Raw genomic sequence first — 25,175 nt, forward strand, 5'->3', positions numbered from 1 at the left:
GCCCTGGTTTTACAGACAGCGATCCGCGTTATAATGGCAAGCCTAATCCGAGGGGCGCTGCAGGGCTGTCGTTCGACAGTTTCAGGCTCGGATTTCTCAAACGGCGCTCATCCAACCAACCCATGCCGGGCATGGGAAGCGGGGTGAGCCCAGGCTGAAGTCCTTCAGTACGGCACGCTCCGGCTTCCTTGCCCGTCAAAGTTCCGAAGGAGCCACCTGTGCTGGACGCTTTTAGCAAGACCCAAGACTACGTAATCGCCGACCTCGGCCTCGCCGACTGGGGCCGCAAGGAAATGCGCATCGCCGAAACCGAAATGCCTGGCCTGATGGCGATTCGCGAAGAATTCGCCGCCGCCAAGACGCTGCAGGGTGCGCGCATCACCGGCTCGCTGCACATGACCATCCAGACCGCCGTACTGATCGAGACGCTGACCGCCCTCGGCGCCGAAGTGCGCTGGGCGTCGTGCAACATCTTCTCGACCCAGGACCATGCCGCCGCGGCCATCGCCGCATCGGGTGTACCGGTATTCGCCGTCAAGGGCGAATCGCTGACCGATTACTGGGACTACACGCACCGTATCTTCGAGTGGCCCGACGGCGGTTTCAGCAACATGATCCTCGACGATGGCGGCGACGCGACGCTGCTCCTGCACCTCGGCGCCAGAGCCGAAAAGGACCTCTCGGTACTCGCCAAACCGACTTCCGAAGAAGAGACCATTCTCTTCGCGGCAATCAAGGCCAAGCTGGCCAGCGATCCTGCCTGGTACTCGGTCCGCCTGGCGGCGGTCAAGGGGGTCACCGAAGAAACCACCACCGGTGTGCATCGCCTTTACCAGATGCACGCCAAGGGCGAGCTGCGCTTCCCGGCGATCAACGTCAATGATTCGGTCACCAAATCGAAGTTCGACAATCTCTACGGCTGCCGCGAATCGCTGGTCGACGGCATCAAGCGCGCCACTGACGTGATGATCGCCGGCAAGATTGCCCTGATTGCCGGCTACGGCGACGTCGGCAAGGGCTCCGCGCAGGCCATGCGCGCCCTCTCCGCGCAGGTCTGGGTGACCGAGGTCGACCCGATCTGTGCGCTGCAGGCAGCCATGGAAGGCTTCCGGGTAGTGACCATGGACTACGCTGCCGACAAGGCCGACATCTTCGTCACCTGCACCGGCAACTATCACGTCATCGACCATGGCCACATGGCCAGGATGAAGAATCAGGCCATCGTCTGCAACATCGGGCACTTCGACAACGAAATCGACGTCGCCTCGGTCGAGGGTTACGACTGGGAAGAGATCAAGCCACAGGTCGACCATGTCATCTTTCCCGACGGCAAGCGCATCATCCTGCTGGCCAAAGGTCGCCTGGTCAACCTCGGCTGCGGCACCGGCCACCCCTCGTACGTGATGAGTTCGTCGTTCGCCAACCAGACCATCGCCCAGATCGAGCTGTTCACGCGTACCGCCGATTATCCGGTCGGCGTCTATACGCTGCCCAAGCATCTCGACGAAAAGGTCGCCCGCCTGCAGCTCAAGACGCTGAACGCGCAACTCAGCGAATTGAGCGATGCGCAAGCCGCGTACATCGGTGTCGCCAAGAACGGTCCCTACAAACCGGACCACTACCGCTACTGATGCCCGCTACCAACAGGGGAGATCGTCATGCGACTGATCCTGCTCTGGCTGCTCAACGCCTGCGCGCTGCTTGCCGTCGCCTATCTGATGCCCGCGTCGATACAGCTGGCATCGTTTGCGGCGGCACTGATCGCCGCCTTGTTGCTGGGGCTGGTGAACACCGTCTTGCGGCCCCTGTTGGTTCTGCTCACCCTCCCGGTCACGCTGCTGACCTTCGGCCTCTTCCTGTTCGTGGTCAACGGCCTGATGTTCTGGCTGGCTGGTTCACTGCTCGAAGGCTTCGTCGTCAGCGGCTTCTGGCCAGGTGTCTTCGGAGCGCTGCTGTACAGCATCATCGCGTCGATACTTTCCTCCCTGTTAGCTGCCCGCAAGGGCAAGTGATGGTCTCCCCATGACACAGCACAAGCGTACTTTCAGCCTCGAACTTTTCCCCCCACAAACGCCCGAAGGCGCCGAGAAGCTGCGCGCCGCACGTGCCCGCATGGCGGCGCTCAAGCCCCGCTTCTTCTCGGTCACTTTCGGCGCTGGTGGCTCGACCCGTGACCGGACGCTCGAAACGGTGCTCGACATCCAGGGCGAGGGCCACCAGGCGGCGCCGCACCTGTCGTGCATCGGCTCGACGCGCGAAAGCATTCGCAGCATCCTTGAACAGTACCGCGCGAACGGCATCCGCCACCTCGTCGCCTTGCGCGGCGACCTCCCGTCGGGGATGGCCAGGCCCGGCACTTTTCGCTACGCCAACGAGCTGGTCGAATTCATCCGCGCCGAAACCGGCGACTGGTTTCATATCGAAGTCGCCGCCTACCCCGAATACCACCCGCAGGCAAGAAGCCCGCGCGATGACCTCGTGAACTTCAAGCGCAAACTCGATGCCGGAGCCAACTCGGCGATCACCCAGTACTTCTACAACTTCGACGCCTACGCGCACTTCATCGACGATTGCCAGGCAATCGGCATCGACGTGCCGATCGTCCCCGGCATGATGCCGATCGCCAGCTACAGCAGCCTGGCACGCTTCTCCGACACCTGCGGTGCGGAAATACCGCGCTGGATCAGGAAGAAGCTGGAAAGCTACGGCGACGATAGCGCGTCCATCCGTGCCTTCGGCCTCGACGTGGTCAGCGGGCTTTGCGAACAGCTATTGGCCAACGACGCACCGGGCCTGCACTTTTACACCCTCAACCAGGACGCCCTGACCACCCAGCTGTGGCAGCGCCTCCACCTTTCATAGGTTTCTCAAGATGGCTGCACGCGAGCTACCCGTAGTTGTCCGCTATGCTCTCGAACTCTTCGCTCCGCTCGGCACGCTGCGCGTCAAGGCAATGTTCGGCGGCTGGGGCTTTTATTGCGACGATCTGTTCTTTGCGATCGTCGCCGACGACGTCCTCTACCTCAAGGCGGATGCGCAGAGCGCCGCCACCTTCGAAGCGGTCGGCGGCAAGCCTTTCAGCGTCCAGCGCAAGGACGGCCGCAACGACACGATGAATTACTGGACGGTGCCCGAAGAGGCGATGGAGAGCGGCGAGGAAATGTTGCCCTGGGCACGTGCCGCACTGGCCGCGGCGGCGCGCAGTCGCAAACCAGCCAAGTAGCACGCCGGCGACACCGGCCGCGCCGAGCACGACCGAACGCGGCCCCGCGCAGGTAGTCGGCGAAAGAGCAGATTTCGGGCTAGAATTGCGCGCGTCGCGCCGTCTCGCCTGCTGCACGAGGACGCGCACACCCGTGCCTGGACCACCGGCGCACGCGCCAGCCCGCAGCAGACCCGCCCGACGAGGATTCATGAAGGACTACTACGCAGTACTGGGCGTGACCAGTGAGACGTCTATCGAAGGCGTCAAGCAGGCCTATCGCAAGAAGACGCTGCAGCTCCACCCTGACCGCAACACCGCATCTGACGCAGCGGACAGATTCCGCGACGTTCAGGAAGCGTACGAGACGCTTTCCGACGCCACCCGGCGACACGACTACGAAGAGAACCGGCGCCGCAATCTTCTCGAGAAACCGCTTGAAACGGCGCGGGAGATCTGGAAGAACTACCTGGAAGGAGTATTGCAGTGAGGCTGTCGCCATTTTTTGAAGAGCTCAGCTCGGCCTACGACGCCGAGCTCGATGACCTGTTGACCGACTCGGCAGGGCACGATGTCCTCGCCCAGCGGCTGCGCCTGAAGCGCAGCCAGCTTCCCGATCTGCTGCCGATGATCGAATGCAACCCCGAAATGCTGGCCGTCGCGTTTCATGGCGGAATGGATTTTCTCAGCCCGGAAGTGATGCGCGACCTGGCGGCGCAGGACCCTGAAGACCTGCCCTCGTGGGACGTTCTGGGGGAAGAAACCGTTAACCTGCAACCCTGGGCCGCAGAACTGGCCAAGATCGTCCTCACCGACCCGAACGGCGGGCAGTTCCTGGTCGTCACAGCGTGTCTGGAGTACCTGCGGGCAAGCAGCAAGGTGTCATCGGAGCCAGGCGCTCGGCGGCGCGACGACTATGGCGGCTACGACGACGAACGGTCCGATGCTGACGTGGAGCCCGACAACGACGTCGATCTCGAAGAAGCGGGCGCTGACTGGCTTGCCGAACAGGGTTTTGACCGCAAAGATCGAACCTCGGGAGACCACTGATGAGTCATCCGGTGCTCGTACGCGCAGAGAAGCTGATCCGGGTCGGCGATATCGTCGGTGCCGAGGCGGCGCTGGCGTCATTGGTCGACAGCGACGGCGACGGCGCACTGGTCGTCGCGCTTGACGATTTTGCCGCCAAGGACCTGTTGGCGATCCTCCGCGACTTCGATTCCTCCAAGGAGTCGGTGGTCAGCCTGCTGGTCCTGCCGGAACAGTTCGCGCGCGCCATCGTCCTCGAACATCGCTATGGCGACGCCAGCCACGAACGCCTGCGGGCGATCATCAACTCGGTCATTTTCCGGGCCGACAGTGATCCCGGAGAGTTCATCGAGGCGATCGGGGCAGTCGACGGCGGCTGTGACGCGCTGGCCGATTATCTCTGCGACCGTGGCGAAATCGTCGAGCACTTTTTCAAGACCGGCACCTTCGGCTTCTTCGACGACATCGATGAAGCAGCCGCCGACCTGAACGACGAGGAACGTCTCGACGAACTGTCGGATCCGGAGGCCAATCGGCCATTCCTCAGCCATAGCGAAGTCAGCGATCAGGACTGGATGGAGCTGACCTGGCTACTGCGTTACGAACATCCCGAGATCTTCCGCGATGTCCTGCTCATCTTGCGCGCACGCGCGCGTGCCGAAGAACCGCAGCTGGCCAGCGACGAGACGGCAAATCGCGCCAACGAACAGCGCAGGCCCCCGGGCGAGCCCGAGGAAGAATCCGCGTTGTAGATCGGCAAATCGTCACCCCCGCCAAACCCACCCGCTGACTGCCCATGCCCGATGACCGTCGCCAGCTCGCCGTTTTCGACGATCGCCCGTTTTTCGAACGTGCGCTCGCCTTCGGCGTGCGCGCCGGCATCCTGGGTGGCGACAAGCTTGCCGCCATTGGCGACGAGGGGCCAAAGGGAATGGTGCAGATCGCCGAGTATTTCGGCACCCAGTATCTGCGCCCGAACATCGACGAGGCACGCGAACGAATCGTCAATCTGGTCAGCCTGTTCCTCGAGGAACAAAGCGGCGGCGACCTCGAAAAGGCGGCACGATCACTGCGTGACGGCAGCTTTCTGTCGCATTCGCGGGGCGGCTCGGAAATGCTGAAAAGCCTCTGGGCGATGCCCGAGGACGCATCGTTCGGCATCATGGTCAAGCAATCCCAGAAGACGTTTCTCGCCGACTGGTCACTGCGCAGCAGTGCCGACTATCGCCAGGCACGCGCCGAACGGCAAGACCACCAACAGACGATCGACGCGGCGCTGTGGTTTGCCGAAAAGCTCGGCGCCCCGGCCAGCGAGATTTCCACCGTCGCCAGCGAGTCGATCATCCGCAGCGCAATCCTCGTACATCTCGCCGGCGGCACGACAAGCTCACTGCCCAACGCCGCTGAATTCGTCGACCTCCTGGCAAGGCTGCGCAAAAACGGCGTGCCTGGCAGGGGGAGAAAGAGCCTCGCAGCGCTCTTCAAGGCGCTGCCGCAAGCCCATCACGCGGTCGCCCGCAAGGAATTGCAGAAGGTCGAAAGCGACGATCTGCCGAGGATCCTCGACGCCTCGCGGGCGATGAACACGATCATTCCCGAGCTTGAGCCGCATTATTTTCTACGCGATTTTGGCCTCGAGGAGGCCAGCCAGTTCAGTGCAGGAGTGTCGCAGGACTGGCAGGAGATTACCGCTGGCAAGGTCGACGACAACTCCCTGCTGACGATTTTCCTTTGCCTCGCGGTCGATACGCCACCCAGGCCGGCACTGAGCAAAGCCGCTGCACGCACCCTGATTGGCAAGATCCGGAGCAAGGGCCTGCAACGCCAACCGGCACTGGCTTTCATCCGCGCTTTCGCGCCCTACGCCATGCAGGATGACCTCGAAACCCTCTGGAAAACGGTTTTCCCGGAGCTTGAGGAGGCGCTCGTCGACCCCGCCGACGCTTCGGGCAACCAGGCGCTCGCCTACCTCAAGGAAAACTGCAGCATTCGCTAGTCGCGTGGGTGCAGCGAACCGATGATCGCTCGATCGCTCGGTCCACGCCGTGAGACCAGCCACACCCCGGCCAGTACCAGTCCGGCACCGGCCAGCTGGATCAGGGAAAGCGGCTCGCCGAGCAGCAGCCAGGCAAAGGCGATGGTCAGCATCGGGCCGAGGGTCCCGATCATCACCGACTGGGTCGCGCCAATGCGGCGGATCGCCGCCGATTGCAGGAAAACCGGCAGCACCGTCGAGAACAGAGCCATCGCCGCCGCGTAGGCGTAGACCGGCGCGGGCTGCAGCAAGGCCGACAGTGGCTGCGTGACGAGCAGGTGCAGCTCGGTGGCCAGTACCGACACCAGCATCGCCAATGCCGTGAAGCGCACCGAACCGAGGCGCTGGATCATGCTGCCGCTGCCCGCCAGGTAGAAGGCATAGGCCAGCGACGAGGCGAAAACGAAAAGCGAGCCGATGAGTACCGACCGCGCCTGGCCCGAGAATTCGAGGTCATGGAAGAAGACCAGGCCAATTCCCGCATACGACAGAAGCAGCGCACCGATCTCGCGCCGCTGCAGGGTCTTGCCCATGAAAATCACGCCGATCATCACCGTCAGTGTCGGATAGGTAAACAGAATCAGGCGCTCGAGACCGGCGCTGATATAGGCGAGGCCGATGAAGTCGAGAATGCTTGCCCCGTAATAACCGAGCAGGCCGAGCACGATGAGCGTCAACCAGTCACGGCGCGACAGCGACGGCGCCGCACGGCTGGCGTGCACCGCGACGAGCGCGAAGAAGGGCAGAGCAAACGTCATGCGCAAGGAAAGCAGGGTGATCGCATCGACTGGCGCCGCCTGCGGTACGGCGTAGGCCAGCTTGACGAAGATCGCCTTGAACGAGAAGCCGAACGCCGCGAGAATCGCCAGCAGGACCCCGAGACGTTCGGAAGACCAGTTTTTCCAGGGCATGCCGATGGCGATACGAAAGAAGCTTGCGGATGCCTCTGGCTTGCGAGGCGGGCGCTCACTGTACGTCAACAGCGACGGCGGGTAAACGCCGGCGACGATCGACCACGCACACCGCGTCACCGTTGACCACCACCGGGCGATGCCGGCGCGCTCAGTAGTCGAGCTCCGGGAATGTCGACCTGCCCACTGACAGTTCTCGCGTGGCGCGGTACACTTCCGCGAAAACCGTCCGCTCGCAAGAAAATGAAAAAAGAACAACTCTGGCGTATCGCCGCCTGGGCGATCTGGCTGCTTCCCGCGGCACTGGTGGTCGCGATCGTCGTCACGGCCCCGCTGTCGCGCAGCGTGACCGAGATCTACCACGGCGCGGTCACCCACTGGTGGTCGCTGCAGCCTGTTTATGACGGTTCGGTCGGCTTCAATTACCTGCCGCTGTTTCTCCCCGCTTTCGGCCTTTTCGCCTGGCTACCATTGGCACTCGGCGAGATCCTTTGGCGCTGGGCCGCGCTTGCCGGTCTTGGCGTCGGTCTCTGGCGCTGCACGGGTCCGATGGCGACGACTTCCGCAGGCCGCTACCCGCTCTTCGTGCTCGTCTCGCTGCTCAGCCTGCCGATCGGTCTGAGCGCGATCCGTAACGGTCAGTCGAGTGCTCAATTGGCCGCCTGCCTGGTTCTGGCTGCCGCCTGCCTGCAGCAGCGACGTTGGTCGGCAGCGACCGTCTGGCTGTGCCTGGCGCTGGTCTGCAAGCCCCTGGCAATTCCGGCTATTGGCCTCGCGGTGATGGCGTTTCCGCGTCTCTGGTGGCGCGCGCTGCTCGGCGTGCTGGTGGTGCTTCTGGCACCCTACTTGCTGGCGCCGAGCGCTTATGTGCACGCGCTGTATGCCGCTTTCGCGACCAACCTCATGGATTGCTTTCACCCGCCCGATCGAACCTTTGCCGATGTCAACGGCGTTCTGATGGCCTTCAACCTCGAACTGGCCGGCGCGCCGTCACTGATCTTGCGCGTCGCCTCCGGTGTGGCGATGGCCCTCGCCATCTGGTTCACCGCCAGGCTTGCCGGCGACTTCCGGCGAGTCCTCCTCTGGCTGGGTTTCAGCACTAGCTACATCATGCTGTTCACGCCGATGAACGAGGCCAACAGCTATGTCATGCTGGCGCCGGCATTGGGACTGTGGGCGGGGTGGTTCCTCGACCGCGGCGAGACGCGAATGGTGCACACCTTCGTGCTGCTGTCGGTCAGCATCCTGCTGCTGGCCGACGTGATCGGCGTGGTGCTTGGCAAGGGAGTCAGGAATGAGTTCGACAAGTTCTGGTCGCCGTTGATGACGTTCGTCTTCCTGGCGATCCTGGTCGCGCAGATTCGGCAGATAGCCGCCAAGGCAGGGCCAGCACTTCGGCGATCCCGACCGCTCACAGCCGCGCCCGCCATCGGCACTCGCCCGGATCATTCGTAGCCTCGCTTCTCTACGGCCGGACAAGTCACCGTCACCCGCAGACCTGAACGCGACTGCTGAGCGGCCGAGCCAGGAGCACGCGTGGCTCCCGGACGAACGGAAATAGCCTCAACCATCGACAAACCGAGGCTCGAAGCGATCTCGTTGCTGCCCACAACGCGATAGAACGGAGCAAACACCCGCTCTCGCTACCCTGGCGCATTCAGAACCCGCGCACCGCCAGACTGCGGGAGGCCGGGTCGCGCATTCGCGTCCATGGCCATCTCATCCTCCTCTCGAGAACCTCGCGGGAGAGTCACCGAGTGGCGGGCTGGATGCCGACCCTCGATGCGGTAACAAATAACTGCAAGCAGAGTAAACAAACTATCATCGAGGGCCCGACCAGGGCTGGACTTCGTTGCTTGTGACCGGCCGTAAAGCGGCGCCAGAGCGCCTGCGTAAGCTGCTCAAGGAGAGAAAATCATGAGTCCGTTGATTGAAGCGCTTTCCCGCATCCTGCCGCGACGCCAGGTGATCACCGACAACCTGCGACGACTGGCCTACGGTACTGACGCCAGCTTTTACCGCCTGATCCCCGAGGTCGTCGCGGTGGTTGAATCCGAGGATGAGGTCCAGGCCGTGCTGCACGCGGCACGCGCCCATCGACGCCCGGTGACCTTTCGCGCCGCCGGTACCAGCCTTTCGGGCCAGGCCGTTACCGACGGGATACTGGCACTGATCGGCGACGGCTTCGCCAGCTGCGAGATCGCCGCCGATGCAGCCACCGTGCGTCTCGGGCCGGGGATGATCGGCGGGGAGGTCAACTACCGCCTCGCACGGCACGGGCGCAAGATCGGCCCGGATCCGGCGTCGATCAACGCCTGCAAGATCGGCGGCATCGCTGCCAACAACGCTTCCGGCATGTGCTGCGGGACGGCGCAGAACAGCTACCACACGCTAACCGGGCTACGGGTGATCCTTGCCGACGGCGCGGTGCTGGATACCGAAGACTCGTTCAGCATCGCCAGTTTCAGGCAGAGCCACGCCACGCTGCTGACCGAGCTGGAGCAGCTCGGCGCCGCAACGCGCGCCGATGAGGTACTGGCCGCGCGCATTCGCCACAAGTTCCGCATCAAGAACACCACTGGCTACAGCCTCAATGCTTTGGTCGACTATGAAGACCCGCTCGACATCCTGGCCCATCTGATGATCGGTTCGGAAGGCACACTCGCTTTCATCTCGCGCATCACCTATCGCACCGTCGTCGAAGACCCCTGCAAGGCCAGTGCACTGGTGTTCTTTCCGACCATCGAAGCCGCCTGCCAGGCCGTCATCCGCCTCAAGCCGGAGCCTGTATCCGCCGTCGAACTGCTCGACCGCGCGGCCTTGCGCTCGGTGGAAGGCCAGCCGGGGCTGCCGCCGATCATTCACACACTGAGCGACGATGCCGCCGCTCTGCTCATCGAGGTACGCGCTGAAACAGAAATGCTCCTGCAGCAGCGGGTTGACGCCGCGCTCGGCGCACTGACGGGTATCGCCACCATCGAAGCGCCGGCGTTCTCCACTGACGCCGAGACTTGCGCGATGTACTGGAAAGTGCGCAAGGGCACCTTCCCCTCGGTCGGCGCGATGCGCCGCACCGGGACCACGGTCATCATCGAGGACGTCGCCTTCCCGATCGAAGCCCTGGCCGTGGCCACCCTCGATCTGCAGGCGCTGCTGCGCAAGCACGGTTACACGGAGGGGATCATCTTTGGTCACGCGCTCGAGGGTAACCTGCACTTCGTGTTCACCCAGGATTTCAGCAGTGCCGCGGAAGTGGAGCGCTACGCCCGGTTCATGGAGGACATCTGTACCCTGGTGGTAGACAAGTACGACGGTTCGCTCAAGGCCGAGCACGGTACCGGGCGGAACATGGCGCCGTTCGTGGAAAGGGAATGGGGGCACCAAGCCACCAGCCTGATGCGCCGGATCAAGGCTCTCTTCGACCCCGACAATCTGCTCAATCCGGGCGTCATCCTCAGCGACGATCCGCAGACCCACCTCAAGCACCTGAAACCGATGCCGGCCGCCGAGGATATCGTTGATCGCTGCATCGAGTGCGGTTTCTGCGAGCCGCTATGCCCGTCGCACCGGCTGACGCTCTCGCCGCGCCAACGCATCGCGAGCTGGCGCGAGCTCTCGCGCCGCGCCGCGGCCGGCGAGGATGCCGCCGACGTCGGTCGCGATTTCGCCTACTTCGGGCTCGATACCTGTGCCGGCTGCGGCCTGTGCTCCACCGCCTGCCCGGTCGGCATCGACACCGGAGAACTGACCCGCCGGCTGCGCGGTCGCGGCCTGGGCACCACCTCGCAAAAAATCGGCAGCTGGACGGTGGACAATTTCGGCAAGGTCGCCACCGCGTCGCGGGTAGGACTGTCCATCGGCCACGTGGTTTCCCGCGTGGTCGGTGACCGCGTCGTCGCGCGCGTCTCGGGAGGTGCCTGGAAACACGGCATGCCGCAGGCCGGCAAACCGCCAACGCAAGGCATCGGCAGCGGCGATCCGGTCGTGTATTTCCCGGCCTGCGGCGGCCGAATCTTCGGCGCCAATAGCCCCGAAGAGGCAACGCTGCCCGAAGTGATCATGGAATTGCTGACCCGCGCCGGGTATGCGCCGCGCCTTCCGGAAGGCTTCGACAAACTTTGCTGCGGCCAGATGCTCGCCAGCAAGGGAATGGCCGAGGAAGCAGAACAAATGGCCAATGCGGTTACCGCCGCCCTGCTGACGGCAGCAGACGACGGTCATGGCGGCTACTTTCCGATCATCATGGACGCCAGCACCTGTTCCGTGCGCATGCAAAAACACCTCGCCGGTCGGCTGACGCTGCTCGACTTTCACGAGTTCGCGCACGATGCGCTACTGCCTCGCCTGGTACTTGCCCGCAAGCCAGGGCCCGTTGCGCTGCACATCAATTGCAGCGTGCGCCGCACCGGCTCCGACAACAAACTGCGCACGCTGATTGCCGCCTGCGTCGCTGACGTCGTCGAACCCGCCGGCGTCACCTGCTGCGGCTTTGCCGGCGATCGTGGTTTCGTCGTTCCGGAACTCAACGCGCACGCGCTGCGCAAGGTTCATGAAGCCCTGCCGGCCGAATGCTGTGAGGGGGTCTCCACCAGCCGCACCTGCGAGATCGGCCTTACTGCGGAAACCGGCCGGCCCTATCGCTCCGTCGCCTACCTGCTCGAAGAATGTAGCCGTGGCGAGGAAACCGCGTGCTGAGGATCGATCCTGCTCTGGGCCGGCATGGTCCGCGCTGGCGGCCCGTTGACCGCGCGTTGCCAGCGATGCGCCTTTCCCCTGGGCCACTTCGTTGCGGACGGCGAGAAGTGTTGCCGACGGCAGCGTCGTCCTCTCATCCCTGAAGTGAGATCCGCGTCGATGTCGGCTAGAATGCCGGCACCATGAGCGAACGCCATCCACACGATCACCACGACCACCACGACCACGATCATGGCCACGAGCCCGACGACCACAGCACGCACGGTCCGCGCGCGACTGGCCACGCTGCGCACGACCATCACGCGCATGGCGGCCATGACGGCCACGCGCATCACCACCACGCGGACGCCGGCCCACGCCTGATCTGGGCGCTGCTGCTGACACTCGGCTTTGCCGCAGTCGAAGCAGTGGCCGGTTTCTGGTCGGGATCGCTGGCCCTGCTCGGCGATGCCGGGCACATGGTCACCGACAGTGCCTCGCTGGCCCTGGCCGCCTTTGCCGCCTGGATCTCGAAGCGCCCGCCGACACAACGCCACACCTACGGTTATGGCCGCGTTGAAACACTGGCGGCGCTGGCCAACGTCGTGTTCATGGTCGCGGTGGTGGTCGGCATTTCAGTGATGGCCGTGCGCCGCATCCTTGAACCCGGGGAGGTCAACGGCGAAGTGGTGACCATCGTCGCAGCACTCGGGCTGCTGCTCAACATCGGCGTCGCCTGGTTGCTGATGCACGGCGAGCAGACGATGAATACCCGCGGCGCGCTGCTGCACGTGCTCGGCGACCTGCTCGGCTCGGTGGCCGCGCTGGTCTCCGGGGCGGTGATCATGTGGACCGGCTGGACGACCGTCGACCCCCTGCTCTCGCTGCTGATCTGTGCGCTGATGCTGGTTTCCAGCCTGCGCCTGCTGCGTGAGGTACTGCAGGCGCTGATGGAAGGCGTACCGGTGAGCCTGTCCACCGAGCAGGTCGGGCGCCAGCTGGCCGGCGTGCGGGGCGTCGCCTCGGTGCACGATCTGCACATCTGGACCCTCTCGTCGAACCGGATCGCCCTCTCGGCGCACCTGGTCGTCGAATCGCTGGCCCACTGGCCGGCAGTCCTTGCTGCCAGCCGACAGGTACTGGCCGAACAAGGCATCACGCACGTCACGTTGCAGCCGGAACCTCTGCACAATGCGGTTCGCTGGCTGGCGCCTGGCGAACAACGCGGCGTGCCGGAAAGCTGAACACGCAAATGGCAGCGTCGTCGCACACGCTGTGCGCCCCCGGGCTTGATGAACTCCCCGCCTTGCTCGCCCTGCTTGACGACTGCGCCCTGCCGGTTGCCGACATCGAGGCGGCGCATCTGCCCGGCTTTCTGATTTGTCGTGACGAGGGTCGCCTGATCGCCACGGCCGGCCTGCAGCCTTGCGGTGAAACGGTGCTGCTGCGTTCGCTGGCCGTTGCAGCACACTGCCGTCAGCGTGGACTCGCCGGTCAGCTGCTTGCCGCGCTCGAGCAGCGCGCGCTGGCCGACGGCCATCGGCAAGTCTTCCTGCTCACCACCAGCGCGCAGGACTTCTTTTCCGCCCGCGGTTTTCGCTTGCTGTCGCGCTCCGCTGTCCCACCAGGAATCACCGCGACAGCGCAGTTCCGCTGTCTGTGCCCGGCGTCGACGGTGTGCATGGTCAAGATCCTTGACGGCGCTCTCGCGCGCGAGAGCGCCGCGTGAGGGTCGTCGCCCAGCGCGTCGCTGCGGCGCGGGTCGAAGTCGACGGCCGGGTAAGCGGCAGCATCGGCGCGGGCCTGCTGCTTCTGGCCGGCTTCGAGGCCGCTGATAACGATGCCGATCTCGACTGGATGGCCGCCAAGCTGGCCAGGCTGCGCATCTTTGCCGACGCTGCAGGCGTCATGAACCGCAGCGTCGTCGATGCCGACGGCGAAGTGCTGGCGGTCAGTCAGTTCACGCTCTTTGCGTCGACCAGGAAAGGCAACCGCCCTTCCTGGAGTCGCGCTGCGCCGCCCGAGCTGGCGCAGCCGCTATTCGAGCGCTTTGTCCGGCGACTCGAAAAGACCCTGGGACGCGCGGTGCCGACCGGCGTCTTCGGCGCCGAGATGCGGGTTCACCTGATCAACGACGGTCCGGTGACGATCAGCATCGATTCGCGCCAGCCAGAGTAGGCGGCCGAGTAGGGGCAGCCCGATCAGCAGAGCGGAGCAGGCCAGTCAGGCCCGACGACCCACTGGCTGGCTGCGCGGCCAGCCGACAATCAGTTCCCTGACGCCACGCCCATCTGCGTCTGCAGATAGTTCTGCAACCCGACCTTGTCGATCAGATCGAGCTGCGTTTCGAGGTAGTCGATGTGCTCCTCGGTATCGTTGAGGATCTCCTGCAGCAAGTCGCGGGAGACGTAGTCCTTGACCGACTCGCAGTGCGTGACTCCGGCGATGAGATCGGCATGCGCACCGCGCTCGAGCTTGAGATCGCCGCTCAGGCACTCGGGGACGTCCTGGCCGATTAACAGCTTCGGCACCTCCATCTTCGGCAGCCCGTCGAGAAACAGCAAGCGCTCAATGATCTTGTCGGCGTGCTGCATTTCTTCGATCGACTCGTCGTACTCGTGCTTGCCCAGGGCGTTGAAGCCCCAGTTCTTGTACATCCGGGCGTGCAGAAAATACTGGTTGATCGCGGCAAGCTCGTTGGCCAGCTGCTTGTTGAGCAGCTGAATGACCGTTTTGTCACCTTTCATGGGGACTCCGTTTCTGGGCGCCGCGGTGGGGGCCGCAGCTGATTATTGGAGAGGCGGGGAAGCGCCCGCGCCGGCAGGAATTCCCGCAAGGCGTCGCACAGGCAAACCTGGCGGGGGCAGGCGTGGTGAGAGACAGCAAGCGGCGCGCACAATTCATGGCCGCGAGCAGATCGCCTCGTCACTCAGCCACCGAATCATCTGCTGGCGTCGGCATTATAGACGTCGACACCCATGGCCACCGCCATTTGCCGAAGATCAAGCCGGCGCAGCGCCTGTTGCCTGACGGCAGCCAGCAGAGGAAGGCGAGCAACGCAAGGGAAGGGAACTGCAGAGAAAGTGCTGACCAGGCTGCGACCTGGCTGCCTTGAACTTGCGACATGGAATCGCCACAAGCTTCCCAGCTCGGCGGCTTGCGCCGAAGCTGGCATCCCCACGGGGATTCGAACCCCGGTACCTACCGTGAAAGGGTAGTGTCCTAGGCCTCTAGACGATGGGGACCCGGAACTTCTTTCGCCTTGTTGGTGGAGGTACGCGGGATCGAACCGCGGACCTCTTGCATGCCATGCAAGCGCTCTCCCAGCTGAGCTATACCCCCGCGCGAAAGAAGCCGGGATTATAGGGAGCTGGCCCGGTGCTGTAAAGCGCTACGCGGCAACTCGGCGCCAAAGCGGGTGACCCATGAAAAACTTGCCCCTGGCTTTTGTCGGCCATTAAGCTCGCAGCTCGACCATCACCGACCACCACCGGGGACACGCCATGCCGAAAGCCTCCTGGCTCCTTTCTGTTGCGCTGGGTGTGCGCGCTCACCCAGCACGACGTCTGGCGCCTGGTAGACACGACTCTTCGCGGCGGCGGCGTGGTGAATCCGGTGCCGGTCTCGCGGTGCCGGGCCCTTGGCGCCGAGAGGCTTATCGCGGCGACCTTCGCCGCTCGGTCACGAAAATGGCCATGCGCGCGCCCGAGGGCATGGCCGCTCAGCTGCTGCCGGAACAGTAGGCGCGCGAGACAAGCGCGCTGCGCAAAGCGCATCGCGAATGGCTAGTCGTTACTGCGGATCACGGTGGCACCCCCTTCGTAGAGCTCGCTCAGCGCGGCCGGGTCGAGGCCGAGAAGGCGCAGGCAAGAGGGACCCAGCTTTCGCCATTCTTCGGTGTAGCTGCCACCGCTCACGTGCTGCAGAATGTGCTCGGCAGCCTGACTGGCGGCGACCAGATAGCGGCTGGCGGCTGGCAGGCCGGACTCGAAATGCTCGATGGCGTCGCGGTCGTGATGGTAGCGGATGGCGAGCGAGATTTCCTCAGGCAGCCACCAGTTTTGCGCCAGCAGCGAGCCAATGACGCTGTGATTGGTCGGCAGGACCTCGATTTCGACGTCGGTGAAGGCACGTTCGGCCTCGTGATTCGCTCGCTCCAGCGTGGCCATGTAATCCGGAAAGCGGCGCAGCAGGATGACGATGCCGCAATCCCTGAACAGGCCGTAGGTGTACGCGTCGTCGGCGCGCAAGCCAGGCTTTCTGACGCTTTGCGCCAACCACCCGGAGAGCGAGGCGATGCGGGCCGATGCCTGCCAGAAACGCTCGTAGTGCGCGGAGCCAGGGAAGGCCTGGCGCAGGCTGATGGCCGCGATGGCCCGACTGGTCGCGTCGAGGCCGAGCATGAGCAGGGCTTCCTGGACCGAGCGGCAGCGGCTGCGGCAACCGAAATAAGGCGAGTTCACGGTCTTGATCAGACCGGCGGCGAGGCTGACGTCGGCGCCGATCTGTTGGCTTATGAGCTTGAAATTGGGCAGCTCCTGGCGCACCTCGTGGCAAATCCGGTCGATGATCGCCGGCCGCGGGGGAATGTCGATGTCGCGGATCGTTCGCTCGAGCACCTCGTCGAGCCGGCCGTTCCCCGCTTGCGTGTCAGAGCTCATGCGTCTTCCTCTCCTTGAGCCACGCCAGCACGGCTTCTTCCGGCATCGGGCGGGCATGGAAAAAACCCTGCACCGCGTCGACGGCTGCGCCCTCGACAGCCGCCTGCTGGGCGGCCGTTTCGACCCCCTCGGCGACGACCGTCATGCCCAGCTCGCGACCGAGCATGGCCATCGCCTTCACCACCGCATAGGCACGCCGGTCCTCCGGCAGGACCCGGATGAACGAACGATCGAGCTTGAGCTTTGTCGCCGGAAGATCCTTGAGGTTGGCGAGGCACGAGTAGCCATAGCCAAAATCGTCGATGGCCATGCCGACGCCAGCCGCCCGGACGCTGCGCAGATTGGCCTGCACGGTTTCCGAAAGGTCGAGGAACAGCGATTCGGTAAATTCGAGTTCGATGAGTGCGGGTGCCACGTTGGCGCAAATCAGTGCCGCCTGCAACGCCGGCGCGAAGCTGCGCGAGGTGAGCTGGGCACGCGAGACGTTGATCGCCACCTTGGTCGCTACGCCTTCGTCGCGCAGCCGCGCGGCGAATAGGGCGCCCTGCAGCAGGCACCATTCGCCAAGGCGGACAATGATGCCGGTCTTTTCGGCAACCGGGATGAACTTGCCGGGCAGCAGGCGTCGCCCTGGCAGCTCGCAGCGCATCAGCGCCTCGACCGCTTCGATGCGCCCGTCCACGCGGACCAGAGGCTGATATTCGAGCGCCAGACAACCGCTTTCCAGGGCGCGGTGCAAATCTGCTTCCAGGCTTAGCTCTTCGCGTGCCAGTTGCACGCCGAGGCGACCGGTGAGCGCTTCGTCGCCGGAAACGATCATCCGTTTCCCGCCGCGGCGCTTGGCTTCCACCATCGCCCGGTCAGCCCGTTCAAGCAGGCTCAGCGCGTCTTCGCCGGATTCGTGCACGGCAATGCCCATGCTCACCGATGGGCGCATCAACAGATTGTCGATCACCAGCGGATGTTCAATCTCGGCCAGAACCGCGGCACCGATTGCGGACGCCATTGGCAGAGTCGCCGACGGAATCAGGGCCACGAACTCGTCACTGCCCATGCGCAGGAGAAGGCTATCGCCACGCAAAGCCCGCCGCAGCCGCGCCGCGAGCTGCGTAATGACGCTGTCACCGCCCGCATGGCCGAAGGATTGGTTGATCTGCCGGAAGCGATCGATATCCAGCCACAACACGGCCAGTAAACCGCCCGTAGCCGCCACCTCGGCAACCTTCCGCGCGGCCAGGTGCAGGCCGGCGGACCGGCTGAGGAAACCGGTGATGGGGTCGCGATCTGGACGAAGGTCGTGCATCGAAATGGGGTAGCTGCGCTAAGCCTGCTGATTTGAGTGGCTTCAGCTTAGGCATTGGCGTCAGCAAGGCCTTGACCGAGCGCGCCATTCGTTTCACCATCTGTGCCAATCCATCGTCAACTTGGCTGCTGATCACCGTCAATGACCGCTCCCACTTCGCTCGCCAGCACCTGGCTGATTTTTTTCCGCATGCTCGAAGCGTATGGTATCGAAGCCCACACCTTGCTGCGTGAGCTGGGTATAGACCCGGAGCTGCCCCGAAAGCCCGGCGCGCGCTTGTCCACCGGGCTGGCCGATGCGTTTGTCGCTCGGGCAGCCGGATTGATTGCGGACCCGGCTTTCGGACTGACTGCGGCCGAGTGCTGGCACCCCTCCAACCTGGGCGTGCTGGGCTATGCGTGGTTGTCGAGCAATACGCTACACCAGGGTTTGCAGCGCATCGAGCGCTATTCCCGCGTGATCGGCGACCTCTGGCACTGCGCGTGCGTCGCAGAGGCCAATGGCTTGCGTTTTGTTTGTGATCACGGACGTGGTGACATGACGATCGGACACGTGCTGACGGACTTCACTCTGTCCATCGCCCTGGCCATGTGTCGCGGCAATTTCGCGCGCAAGCTCAACCCGGTCCGGGTCTTCCTGCGTCGCCCCTTGCCTGCCGACCCGAGCCCCTACCAGGACTTCTTCGCTTGTGAAGTGCGCTTCGGGGCAGGGGAGGATGCCTTCGTACTGGCCACCGACGACGCCGAAGCGCTCCTGCCAACGGCCAACCGCGACCTAGCTGAAACCTTCGACGCGATTCTTGCCCAACAACTCGCCGCGCACCGCAAGGAGGACCTCGTTTCGCGCTGCCAGGTCTTCCTGCTCAGGCAACTGACTTCGGGCGAGCCCAGCGTCGGCGATCTGGTCAAGGCCCTGGGCATGAGCCGGCGGACCCTGCAGCGCAAGCTCCGGGAAATGGGCACCAGCTACCATGAGATTCTCGAAGAAACGCGCTATGAGCTGGCCAAACGCTACCTTCAAGAACCGGCCCGGAGCGTGACGGAAATCACCTTCCTGCTCGGTTTCTCCGAGCAAGGCGCGTTCACCCGCGCTTTCAAGCGCTGGAGCGGTAAGGCACCGAGCAGTTATCGCATGACCACAGCATTGCAGTGAGGCGGGCGCAAGCGGCGACCTGCACGCTGCCCGCCGTCAGTGCGAATGCAGGTTCCGGGGGATCAGGTAAACGCCTTTGCGTTGATCAGAAAGTGCGTCCAGATGCTGGCCACGTAGCCCAGGGCGATCGCCCAGGTCCACTTGAGGTGGGAAAAGAACGTGTAGACGCCGCGCGCCTGTCCCATGACCGCAACCCCTGCGGCGGACCCCACCGAAAGCAGCGAGCCGCCGACACCGGCAGTCATGGTCACCAGCAGCCACTGACCGTGGTCCATCTCTGGCTGCATCGACAATACCGCGAACATGACCGGGATATTGTCCACCACCGCAGAAAGGAGCCCGACAAGAATATTTGCCGTCGTCGGGCCGAGCTGACCGTACATCAAGTGCGAGCCCAGCGACAGGTAGCCCATGGTGCCCAGCCCGCCGACGCAGAGGATGACGCCGTAGAAGAACATCAGCGTATCCCACTCGGCGCGTTCCAGGGACTTGAAAATGTTGTACTGAACGGCCGTGCTGGACACTGCCTGACCGCCGGGCACGCCGTTCTCCATGCCCAGGGCGGTATCGCCCAGGTTCTCCCCAGCCGGACGGTGGGTGAAATTCTTGCGTCGCTTGAGGTAGTAGCCGTAGAACTTGAGCACGCCGAGGCCGGTCATCATGCCCATCACCGGCGGCAGGTGGAGAAAATTGTGGGCGCAGACGGCCATCACGATGGTGCCCAGAAAGAGGCCGACGATCACCCAGGCACCGTGTTGCAGAACCGCCTGTTCCTTGACCGGATCGGGCGACGAATTGCCGATGGCCAGGCTCATGATGGTCGCGGGAACCAACCAGTTGACCACTGCCGGGACAAACAGCTGGAAGAACTCGCTGAAGTCGACCAGCCCCTTCTGCCAGACCATCAGCGTTGTGATATCCCCGAATGGCGAGAAGGCACCGCCGGCATTGGCCGCAATGACGATATTGATGCATGCAACAGTGACGAATTTCTTGTTGCTCCCGCCGACGGCGATCACCACCGTCGCCATCAGCAAGGCGGTAGTCAGATTGTCGGCCACCGGCGAGATGGAGAAAGCCAGCGCACCGGTAATCCAGAAGATGGTGCGCAGTGAGTAGCCTTGCGTCACCAGCTTGACGCGCAGCAGGTCGAATACACCGCGTTCGTCCATGGCGTTGATGTAGGTCATTGCCGCGAGCAGGAACAGGAACAGCTCGGCGAACTCGAGCAGATTGTGTCGTACTGCGATCTCTGCGGTATGCGTGTCGCCGTGCTGGGCATAGACGATCGCCACCAGCATCCAGATAATGCCCGCCGCGACGATCACCGGTTTGGACTTGCGCAGGTGCAGCGATTCCTCGGCAATGACCAGGCCGTAGGCGCCAAAGAATACGGCCAGCGCCACAAAACCTGCCCAGTGGCGGGTCAAGTCGAGCGTTGTCGACGGCCCGCCTTCGGAAGCGAGAGCGGCCAGGGGACAGGCGGCTGCCATGACGGCCAGCAATACGCGGGGCAAGCACTTCATCATTCGATTCCTTCTCGTTGGCTGCAATGGACGGGCTGCTACTGCTAACTCGCAGCCCACTTTCGGCGCGGTATGGACTGCTCTTCGGGATGGTGTTGTGGTCAGCGCTTGCCCAGGCTGTGTCTGACCAGTTGCGCGACGCCATCGACGTTCAACTTCTGCATCACTCGCGCCTTGTGCACTTCCACGGTGCGCGGGCTGATGCCCAATTTCTCGGCGATATCGCGGTTGTGGCCACCGGTAACAATCAGGTCCATGACTTCGCGTTCGCGCGGCGTCAGCGTCGCCAGCCGCTCGGCAAAGTGACTGCGCTGCTCGCTCGCGTGCCGGCCGAGTGCGTACTTCGACAGGGCATCGTCGATCGCTGCCGTGAGTTTTGCCTGGTCGAGCGGCTTTTCCAGAAAGTCGCAGGCCTGCGCCTTGAAGGCCTCGCAGGCCGAGTCCACGTCGCCGTGACCGGTGATGACGATCACCGGCAAGCAGCTGCCGAGTTCGCGCAGGCGCCGCTGCAGAGCCAGCCCGTCCATGCCTGGCATGCGGATATCGAGCAGGATGCAACCGCGCCAATCCGGCGACAAGGCCTGCAGAAAGCTCTCGGCATCGGAAAAAATAGCCGTTCGGTAGCCGCGCAGGCTGAGCAGCAGGCCGAGCGAGTCGCGTACCGAGGCGTCGTCATCAACGATGAAAACCGTCAAGTCAGGCATGTGCAGGAGTCTTTTCGAAAGGTAGCCGGAGCCGGAAGACGCCACGCGCACCGACCTCGGCCCAGAGGTTGCCGCCATGCGCCTCGGCGATAGCCCGACTGATCGCCAGGCCCAGCCCGAGGCCACTTGACTTGGTGGAGTTGAAGGGCTCGAAGAGCCTGCTCACGGCGTCACCGGTGAGGCCCGGGCCGCTATCCTCGACGCGAATGCAGATCCGGTCGCCACCCTCTGCCAGCGCCGAAACGCGCACCGTACGCTCACCGGGCGGTTGTTCGGAAACGGCGTCGAACGCGTTCGAGAAGAGATTGCGCAGCACGACTTCTAGCTGAGGACCGTCGGCCAGCAGGACGCCGTCCGGGATCGGTTCGACGGTGAGTTCGACGCCGGCCTTGGCAGCGCGCCTGGCGAACGGCGCTGCCGCAGCGGCCAGCAGAGCACGCAGCGAAATGGCCTCGAGCCTGGTCGTGCCGGTGCGGAAGAAATCGCGCAGTCGACGCACGACCTCGGCGGCGCGACACGCCTCGGAGACCATCAAGCGGATGCTGCCCTTCAGTCGGTCGCCTGTCTCGCCGCGGGCGAGGAGTTCTTCGCAGGCCGCTCCGTAGGCGGACAAGGCGGTGAGCGGCTGGTTCAGCTCATGTGCCAGCGCGCCGGCCATCTCGCCAGCGGCGGCCAGGCGCAGCGTCTGGCGAAGCTCGGCGCTGATGCGCTTCTGCTCGTCGACGACCACGCCGATAAAGAAACCAGCCAGGACCAGCACCACGGTCACGGCCTGGATTTCCAGCACCGAGCCGGCCGAGAAACCTTGCCAGTAGACGACGACGATCAGCCCGATCTGGATCACCGCGGCGCTGAGCACGGCACCGGCCAGGCCTTGCCGAGACGCGGCCCAGATAATCGGCAGAAAGAGCAGGTAGAAATACTGGAAGTCCGATTCGGCGCCGTGACCGACGGCCACCCACAAGGCCATCGCCGCCGCCAGCACGTAGCCCAGCGTGTCGGGTCGCCAAAGTGTTGCCCGTAGCAAGGCCCGACCGCGCTCGTCGAAGAGCATCCAGAGCAAGGGCATGGAGACCAGAATACCGACGCCATCGCCTATCCAGAAGCGGCCAACCGCCTCGCTCCAGCCCGCCAAAGGCACCAGATCGAGCGCCACCAGGGCGAGGACAAAGGCCACGCTGGTGAGCAGCGTGCCGGCAACAACGACACCCGCCCAGCGCAGGAGGCCGAAACGATCAAGGAAGATGGTCGGGCCACGCATCCGACGCCGCAGCGCCTCGCCGATGGCGCCGTAGCCGAGCGCCAGCATGCCGGCGATGGCGACCGATACCGGCAGCGACGCCGGCAGGCTGCGGACGCCGATTTCGGCGAGCAACACGGCCAGCGCCAGCAGCAGCACCGCCTGCCAGCCATGGCGCAGAATGAACACCAGGGCCAGCGCTGGCGCCGGATTCCACGGCGTGATGTAAGGGCCGTGCAGCGGATGGAAGAAGCTCATCCAGTCGAGCGCAACGTAGCCGCCAATCAACAGCAGGGCATCGGTCCAGGACAGTCGGCTTGCGCGGATCATCGCTTCCTTCAGATCGCTAACACAGACCTTCGGTCTGCGTCGGCAAGGTGGTTCGGCTCGCTCAGCGAATGACGTACGTGAAACGCGTATTGTCCTCCATTAAACTGCGTTCCGGCGATACCTGTACCCAATTCTGAAGGCCCCCGCCGGAAGCTTCGATACCGTACGCGTTTGCCCGCATTTTCAAGGGCCATCGCCCTCCCTATGATGGTGCGATGAATTGGGCGCCGCTCGCGCCGGTTACTCCGGTCACCGATCGCAGCCCAATCGAGTCCGGTGATGTGGAGGATCCGCGTGTTCTATTCCCTGAGTGCTTTCGTGAGCCTGTTTGCCTTCTGGCTGCTGCTGTCGGGCTTCTTCACGCCTTTCCTGATTGCCGTTGGCGCCGCCGGCTCCCTGTGCGTGCTCCTCTTCGCACATCGCATGGACGTCATCGATCACGAAGGGCACCCGATTCATCTCGGCTGGCGGGCCCTGTTCTCGTACTGGCCGTGGCTGCTCAAGGAGATCGTTCTATCGGCTTGGGACGTCAGTCGACGCATCGTCGATCCACGCCTGCCGATCTCGCCGACGATGACCCGCTTCAAACCGTCACAGAACAGCGAACTGGGTCTGGTGATCCACGCCAACTCGATCACCCTGACCCCGGGTACGATCGCCGTCGAGGTGGACAAGGATGAAATGCTGGTCCACGCGCTGAGCGCGGAAGGCGCGGCTGGCCTGGCCGGCAGCGAGATGGACCGACGTGTAGCCGCCCTCGAGACTTCCGCCTGATGTTTGCCGCTGCGACCCTGCTTCTGCTGGTCACAGTCAGCCTGACGCTGGTGCGGGCAGTGATCGGCCCCTCGGTCTTCGATCGCCTCCTGGCAACCAACACCATCGGCACCTGCACGGTGCTCTTGCTGGCAGTCATCGGCTTCCTCACCGAGCGACCCGAGTTTCTCGATCTGGCGCTGGTGTACGGGTTGCTGAACGTGATCGGGACGGTCGCCGTGCTGAAGTTCTTTCGCTAGGGCAACCTCGGCGATCCGGGCAGCGACGAAAAGGCACGACCTTGATCGACGTACTGATAGACGGTCTGAGCTGGGCCTGCCTGCTCGCCGGCGGCGTGTTCTGCAGCATCGGCGCGCTAGGCCTGTTGCGCATGCCCGAATTCTACACGCGCCTGCACGCCGCCAGCGTCACCGACACCCTCGGTGCCGGACTTGTTCTGCTTGGGCTGATCCTGCAGGCGGGACTGACGCTGGTCGCGGTCAAGCTGGTGATGATCGGCCTGTTGCTGTTCTTCACCGGCCCGGTTGCCGCGCATGCTCTGGCCAAGGCGGCCTTGAACCGCGGCCTTAAGCCCCTGCTGGCCGAAGCGGACGGTAAGTCCCTCGCCACCCCGACTTCGCCGGCCCCGACCCCCGACGATCGACCGCTATCGCCCGGAAGGGAGGGAGCGCCATCGAAACCCTGATCATCAACGTGCTGCTCACCCAGATGATGGTCGCCGTCGTCGCGCTGGCGCTCGTTCGCAACCTGTTTTCGGTGATCGTTCTTTTCGGCCTTTACAGCTTTCTTACGGCGACCGTCATGGTCTCGCTGGACGCTGTCGATGTGGCGATGACCGAGGCTGCAGTGGGTGCCGGCGTGTCGACGGTGCTGCTGCTCGGCGCCCTGCATCTATGCCGCAGCGAGGAGGAAAAACCGGCCCACAAACCCTGGCTGCCGCTGGCAGTAACCATCGGCACCGGGCTGGTTCTCGTCTATGGCACCTGGGACCTCCCCGAATTCTCGGATCCCGAGGCACCGATCCATACGCACGTTGTACCTCGCTACCTCGAAGATGGCCCGCGCGAAACGGGCGTGCCGAACGTGGTCACCGCAGTCCTGGCGAGTTACCGCGGCTTCGACACCCTGGGCGAAACGACGGTGGTGTTCACCGCCGGAATTGGCGTCATCGCGCTGCTGCGCCGCCGCCGCCACGTGCGGGAGGACATGGAGAAGTGAGAAACGACATGGTCTTGCGGGTGGTCGGCAAGCTGCTCATCCCTTTCATTCTGATGTTTGCGCTGTATGTACAGTTTCACGGTGACTTCGGACCCGGCGGCGGCTTCCAGGCGGGCACCATCGTCGCCGCGGCGATCATCTTCTACGCCATCATTTACGGTCTGAACACGGCGCGCCGCGTTCTCCCCGACTGGATCGTCGAATCGATGATCGCCATTGGCGTGTTGCTCTACATTGGCGTCGGCTTCGCAGGGCTGTTGCTGGGCGGCAACTTCCTCGACTATTTCGTACTCGACAGCGACCCGGTCGTCGGCCAGCACCGGGGCATCTTCTGGATCGAGCTCGGCGTGGCTATCACGGTCTGTGGCGTCCTGCTGAAGATCTTCTACCTCTTCGCGCGACGCGGACCGAACTGA

General features: G+C 64.0%; 26 protein-coding genes, 2 tRNA genes and 1 riboswitch. Of the genes, 19 read left to right on the forward strand and 9 right to left on the reverse strand.

Translation table 11 applies throughout. The features are described 5' to 3' along the window. Window positions 1–43 precede the first annotated feature (43 nt). A riboswitch (S-adenosyl-L-homocysteine riboswitch) is annotated at window positions 44–116 on the forward strand. Window positions 117–221: 105 nt separating this feature from the next. The 8 genes from ahcY to QZ634_RS14395 all read left to right on the forward strand — a co-directional run bounded on the left by ahcY (window position 222) and on the right by QZ634_RS14395 (window position 6,227). Then, on the forward strand, window positions 222–1,631 hold the full coding sequence (ahcY, locus tag QZ634_RS14360) for an adenosylhomocysteinase (RefSeq protein ID WP_291989954.1): 1,410 nt from the start codon (window positions 222–224) through the stop codon (window positions 1,629–1,631). A 27-nt stretch (window positions 1,632–1,658) separates the two neighbouring features. Next, window positions 1,659–2,012, forward strand: a complete 354-nt coding sequence (locus tag QZ634_RS14365; RefSeq protein WP_291989463.1) for a phage holin family protein — start codon at window positions 1,659–1,661, stop codon at window positions 2,010–2,012. Window positions 2,013–2,022: 10 nt separating this feature from the next. Then, a complete protein-coding gene (metF, locus tag QZ634_RS14370) occupies window positions 2,023–2,862 on the forward strand; it encodes a methylenetetrahydrofolate reductase [NAD(P)H] (RefSeq protein ID WP_291989465.1) in 840 nt (279 codons plus the stop codon). A 10-nt stretch (window positions 2,863–2,872) separates the two neighbouring features. Then, window positions 2,873–3,223, forward strand: coding sequence for a TfoX/Sxy family protein (locus QZ634_RS14375; RefSeq protein WP_291989467.1), 351 nt, complete (start codon window positions 2,873–2,875; stop codon window positions 3,221–3,223). 190 nt (window positions 3,224–3,413) lie between these two features. Beyond that, on the forward strand, window positions 3,414–3,692 hold the full coding sequence (locus QZ634_RS14380; RefSeq protein WP_043567986.1) for a DnaJ domain-containing protein: 279 nt from the start codon (window positions 3,414–3,416) through the stop codon (window positions 3,690–3,692). Continuing rightward, window positions 3,689–4,252, forward strand: a complete 564-nt coding sequence (locus QZ634_RS14385; RefSeq protein WP_291989469.1) for a hypothetical protein — start codon at window positions 3,689–3,691, stop codon at window positions 4,250–4,252. The genes QZ634_RS14380 and QZ634_RS14385 overlap by 4 nt, the downstream gene beginning before the upstream one ends. Further along, on the forward strand, window positions 4,252–4,983 hold the full coding sequence (locus QZ634_RS14390) for a hypothetical protein (protein WP_291989471.1): 732 nt from the start codon (window positions 4,252–4,254) through the stop codon (window positions 4,981–4,983). Before QZ634_RS14385 ends, QZ634_RS14390 begins: the two co-directional genes overlap by 1 nt. Before the next feature lie 44 nt (window positions 4,984–5,027). Then, entirely contained in the window at window positions 5,028–6,227 is a 1,200-nt protein-coding gene (locus QZ634_RS14395; RefSeq protein ID WP_291989473.1) for a hypothetical protein, read from the forward strand. Here QZ634_RS14395 and QZ634_RS14400 read toward each other — a convergent pair. After that, the gene (locus QZ634_RS14400; RefSeq protein WP_291989475.1) at window positions 6,224–7,177 is read right to left on the reverse strand and encodes a DMT family transporter; all 954 of its coding nucleotides are present in this window, start codon (window positions 7,175–7,177) and stop codon (window positions 6,224–6,226) included. The two genes, QZ634_RS14395 and QZ634_RS14400, sit on opposite strands and share 4 nt — an antisense overlap. A 243-nt stretch (window positions 7,178–7,420) precedes the next feature. Here QZ634_RS14400 and QZ634_RS14405 point away from each other — a divergent pair, with 243 nt between their 5' ends. The 5 genes from QZ634_RS14405 to dtd all read left to right on the forward strand — a co-directional run bounded on the left by QZ634_RS14405 (window position 7,421) and on the right by dtd (window position 14,029). Then, a complete protein-coding gene (locus QZ634_RS14405; protein WP_291989477.1) occupies window positions 7,421–8,632 on the forward strand; it encodes a glycosyltransferase 87 family protein in 1,212 nt (403 codons plus the stop codon). 462 nt (window positions 8,633–9,094) lie between these two features. Next, a complete protein-coding gene (locus QZ634_RS14410) occupies window positions 9,095–11,872 on the forward strand; it encodes an FAD-binding and (Fe-S)-binding domain-containing protein (RefSeq protein ID WP_291989479.1) in 2,778 nt (925 codons plus the stop codon). Between the two features lie 182 nt (window positions 11,873–12,054). Continuing rightward, the gene (locus QZ634_RS14415; RefSeq protein WP_291989481.1) at window positions 12,055–13,095 is read left to right on the forward strand and encodes a cation diffusion facilitator family transporter; all 1,041 of its coding nucleotides are present in this window, start codon (window positions 12,055–12,057) and stop codon (window positions 13,093–13,095) included. 8 nt (window positions 13,096–13,103) lie between these two features. Continuing rightward, on the forward strand, window positions 13,104–13,580 hold the full coding sequence (gene arsN2 / locus QZ634_RS14420) for an arsenic resistance N-acetyltransferase ArsN2 (protein WP_291989483.1): 477 nt from the start codon (window positions 13,104–13,106) through the stop codon (window positions 13,578–13,580). After that, window positions 13,577–14,029, forward strand: a complete 453-nt coding sequence (dtd, locus tag QZ634_RS14425) for a D-aminoacyl-tRNA deacylase (RefSeq protein ID WP_043568002.1) — start codon at window positions 13,577–13,579, stop codon at window positions 14,027–14,029. Before arsN2 ends, dtd begins: the two co-directional genes overlap by 4 nt. A gap of 89 nt (window positions 14,030–14,118) precedes the next feature. Here dtd and bfr read toward each other — a convergent pair whose 3' ends face one another. From bfr to QZ634_RS14450, 5 genes are all read right to left on the reverse strand, one after another. After that, window positions 14,119–14,598 (reverse strand): bacterioferritin, encoded by a 480-nt coding sequence (gene bfr, locus QZ634_RS14430; RefSeq protein WP_291989485.1) that lies wholly within the window; start codon window positions 14,596–14,598, stop codon window positions 14,119–14,121. 422 nt (window positions 14,599–15,020) lie between these two features. Next, window positions 15,021–15,096 (reverse strand) — tRNA-Glu (locus tag QZ634_RS14435). Between the two features lie 21 nt (window positions 15,097–15,117). Further along, window positions 15,118–15,193 (reverse strand) — tRNA-Ala (locus QZ634_RS14440). A 443-nt stretch (window positions 15,194–15,636) separates the two neighbouring features. Then, window positions 15,637–16,512 carry an HDOD domain-containing protein gene (locus tag QZ634_RS14445; protein ID WP_291989487.1) on the reverse strand — a complete coding sequence of 292 codons (876 nt, stop codon included), beginning with the start codon at window positions 16,510–16,512 and terminating at the stop codon, window positions 15,637–15,639. Beyond that, the gene (locus QZ634_RS14450; RefSeq protein ID WP_291989489.1) at window positions 16,502–17,815 is read right to left on the reverse strand and encodes an EAL domain-containing protein; all 1,314 of its coding nucleotides are present in this window, start codon (window positions 17,813–17,815) and stop codon (window positions 16,502–16,504) included. Before QZ634_RS14450 ends, QZ634_RS14445 begins: the two co-directional genes overlap by 11 nt. A gap of 141 nt (window positions 17,816–17,956) precedes the next feature. Between QZ634_RS14450 and QZ634_RS14455 the strand changes: the two genes are divergently transcribed. Further along, a complete protein-coding gene (locus tag QZ634_RS14455; protein ID WP_291989491.1) occupies window positions 17,957–18,967 on the forward strand; it encodes an AraC family transcriptional regulator in 1,011 nt (336 codons plus the stop codon). 62 nt (window positions 18,968–19,029) lie between these two features. Here the strand turns inward: QZ634_RS14455 and nhaD are convergent, their stop codons facing one another. The 3 genes from nhaD to QZ634_RS14470 all read right to left on the reverse strand — a co-directional run bounded on the left by nhaD (window position 19,030) and on the right by QZ634_RS14470 (window position 22,767). After that, complete coding sequence (gene nhaD / locus QZ634_RS14460; RefSeq protein ID WP_291863675.1) at window positions 19,030–20,460, reverse strand: sodium:proton antiporter NhaD; 1,431 nt, start codon at window positions 20,458–20,460, stop codon at window positions 19,030–19,032. 134 nt (window positions 20,461–20,594) lie between these two features. Then, window positions 20,595–21,197 (reverse strand): response regulator, encoded by a 603-nt coding sequence (locus QZ634_RS14465; protein ID WP_291989493.1) that lies wholly within the window; start codon window positions 21,195–21,197, stop codon window positions 20,595–20,597. Further along, window positions 21,190–22,767 carry an ATP-binding protein gene (locus tag QZ634_RS14470; RefSeq protein ID WP_291989495.1) on the reverse strand — a complete coding sequence of 526 codons (1,578 nt, stop codon included), beginning with the start codon at window positions 22,765–22,767 and terminating at the stop codon, window positions 21,190–21,192. The genes QZ634_RS14465 and QZ634_RS14470 overlap by 8 nt, the downstream gene beginning before the upstream one ends. Window positions 22,768–23,061: 294 nt before the next feature. Here QZ634_RS14470 and QZ634_RS14475 point away from each other — a divergent pair, with 294 nt between their 5' ends. Genes QZ634_RS14475 through QZ634_RS14495 form a run of 5 tightly spaced genes read left to right on the forward strand, consistent with a single transcriptional unit; the run spans window position 23,062 to window position 25,175 of the window. Then, window positions 23,062–23,541 carry a Na+/H+ antiporter subunit E gene (locus QZ634_RS14475; RefSeq protein ID WP_291989497.1) on the forward strand — a complete coding sequence of 160 codons (480 nt, stop codon included), beginning with the start codon at window positions 23,062–23,064 and terminating at the stop codon, window positions 23,539–23,541. After that, window positions 23,541–23,780 carry a monovalent cation/H+ antiporter complex subunit F gene (locus QZ634_RS14480; RefSeq protein WP_291989499.1) on the forward strand — a complete coding sequence of 80 codons (240 nt, stop codon included), beginning with the start codon at window positions 23,541–23,543 and terminating at the stop codon, window positions 23,778–23,780. Before QZ634_RS14475 ends, QZ634_RS14480 begins: the two co-directional genes overlap by 1 nt. Before the next feature lie 41 nt (window positions 23,781–23,821). Continuing rightward, complete coding sequence (gene mnhG / locus QZ634_RS14485) at window positions 23,822–24,226, forward strand: monovalent cation/H(+) antiporter subunit G (RefSeq protein ID WP_291989501.1); 405 nt, start codon at window positions 23,822–23,824, stop codon at window positions 24,224–24,226. Window positions 24,227–24,234: 8 nt separating this feature from the next. Beyond that, a complete protein-coding gene (locus tag QZ634_RS14490) occupies window positions 24,235–24,759 on the forward strand; it encodes a DUF4040 domain-containing protein (RefSeq protein WP_291989503.1) in 525 nt (174 codons plus the stop codon). Next, window positions 24,756–25,175 carry a Na(+)/H(+) antiporter subunit B gene (locus QZ634_RS14495; protein ID WP_291989505.1) on the forward strand — a complete coding sequence of 140 codons (420 nt, stop codon included), beginning with the start codon at window positions 24,756–24,758 and terminating at the stop codon, window positions 25,173–25,175. The genes QZ634_RS14490 and QZ634_RS14495 overlap by 4 nt, the downstream gene beginning before the upstream one ends.

Origin of the sequence: Candidatus Accumulibacter sp. ACC007 (genome assembly GCF_907163205.1) — a bacterium.
GTDB lineage: Bacteria > Pseudomonadota > Gammaproteobacteria > Burkholderiales > Rhodocyclaceae > Accumulibacter > Accumulibacter regalis.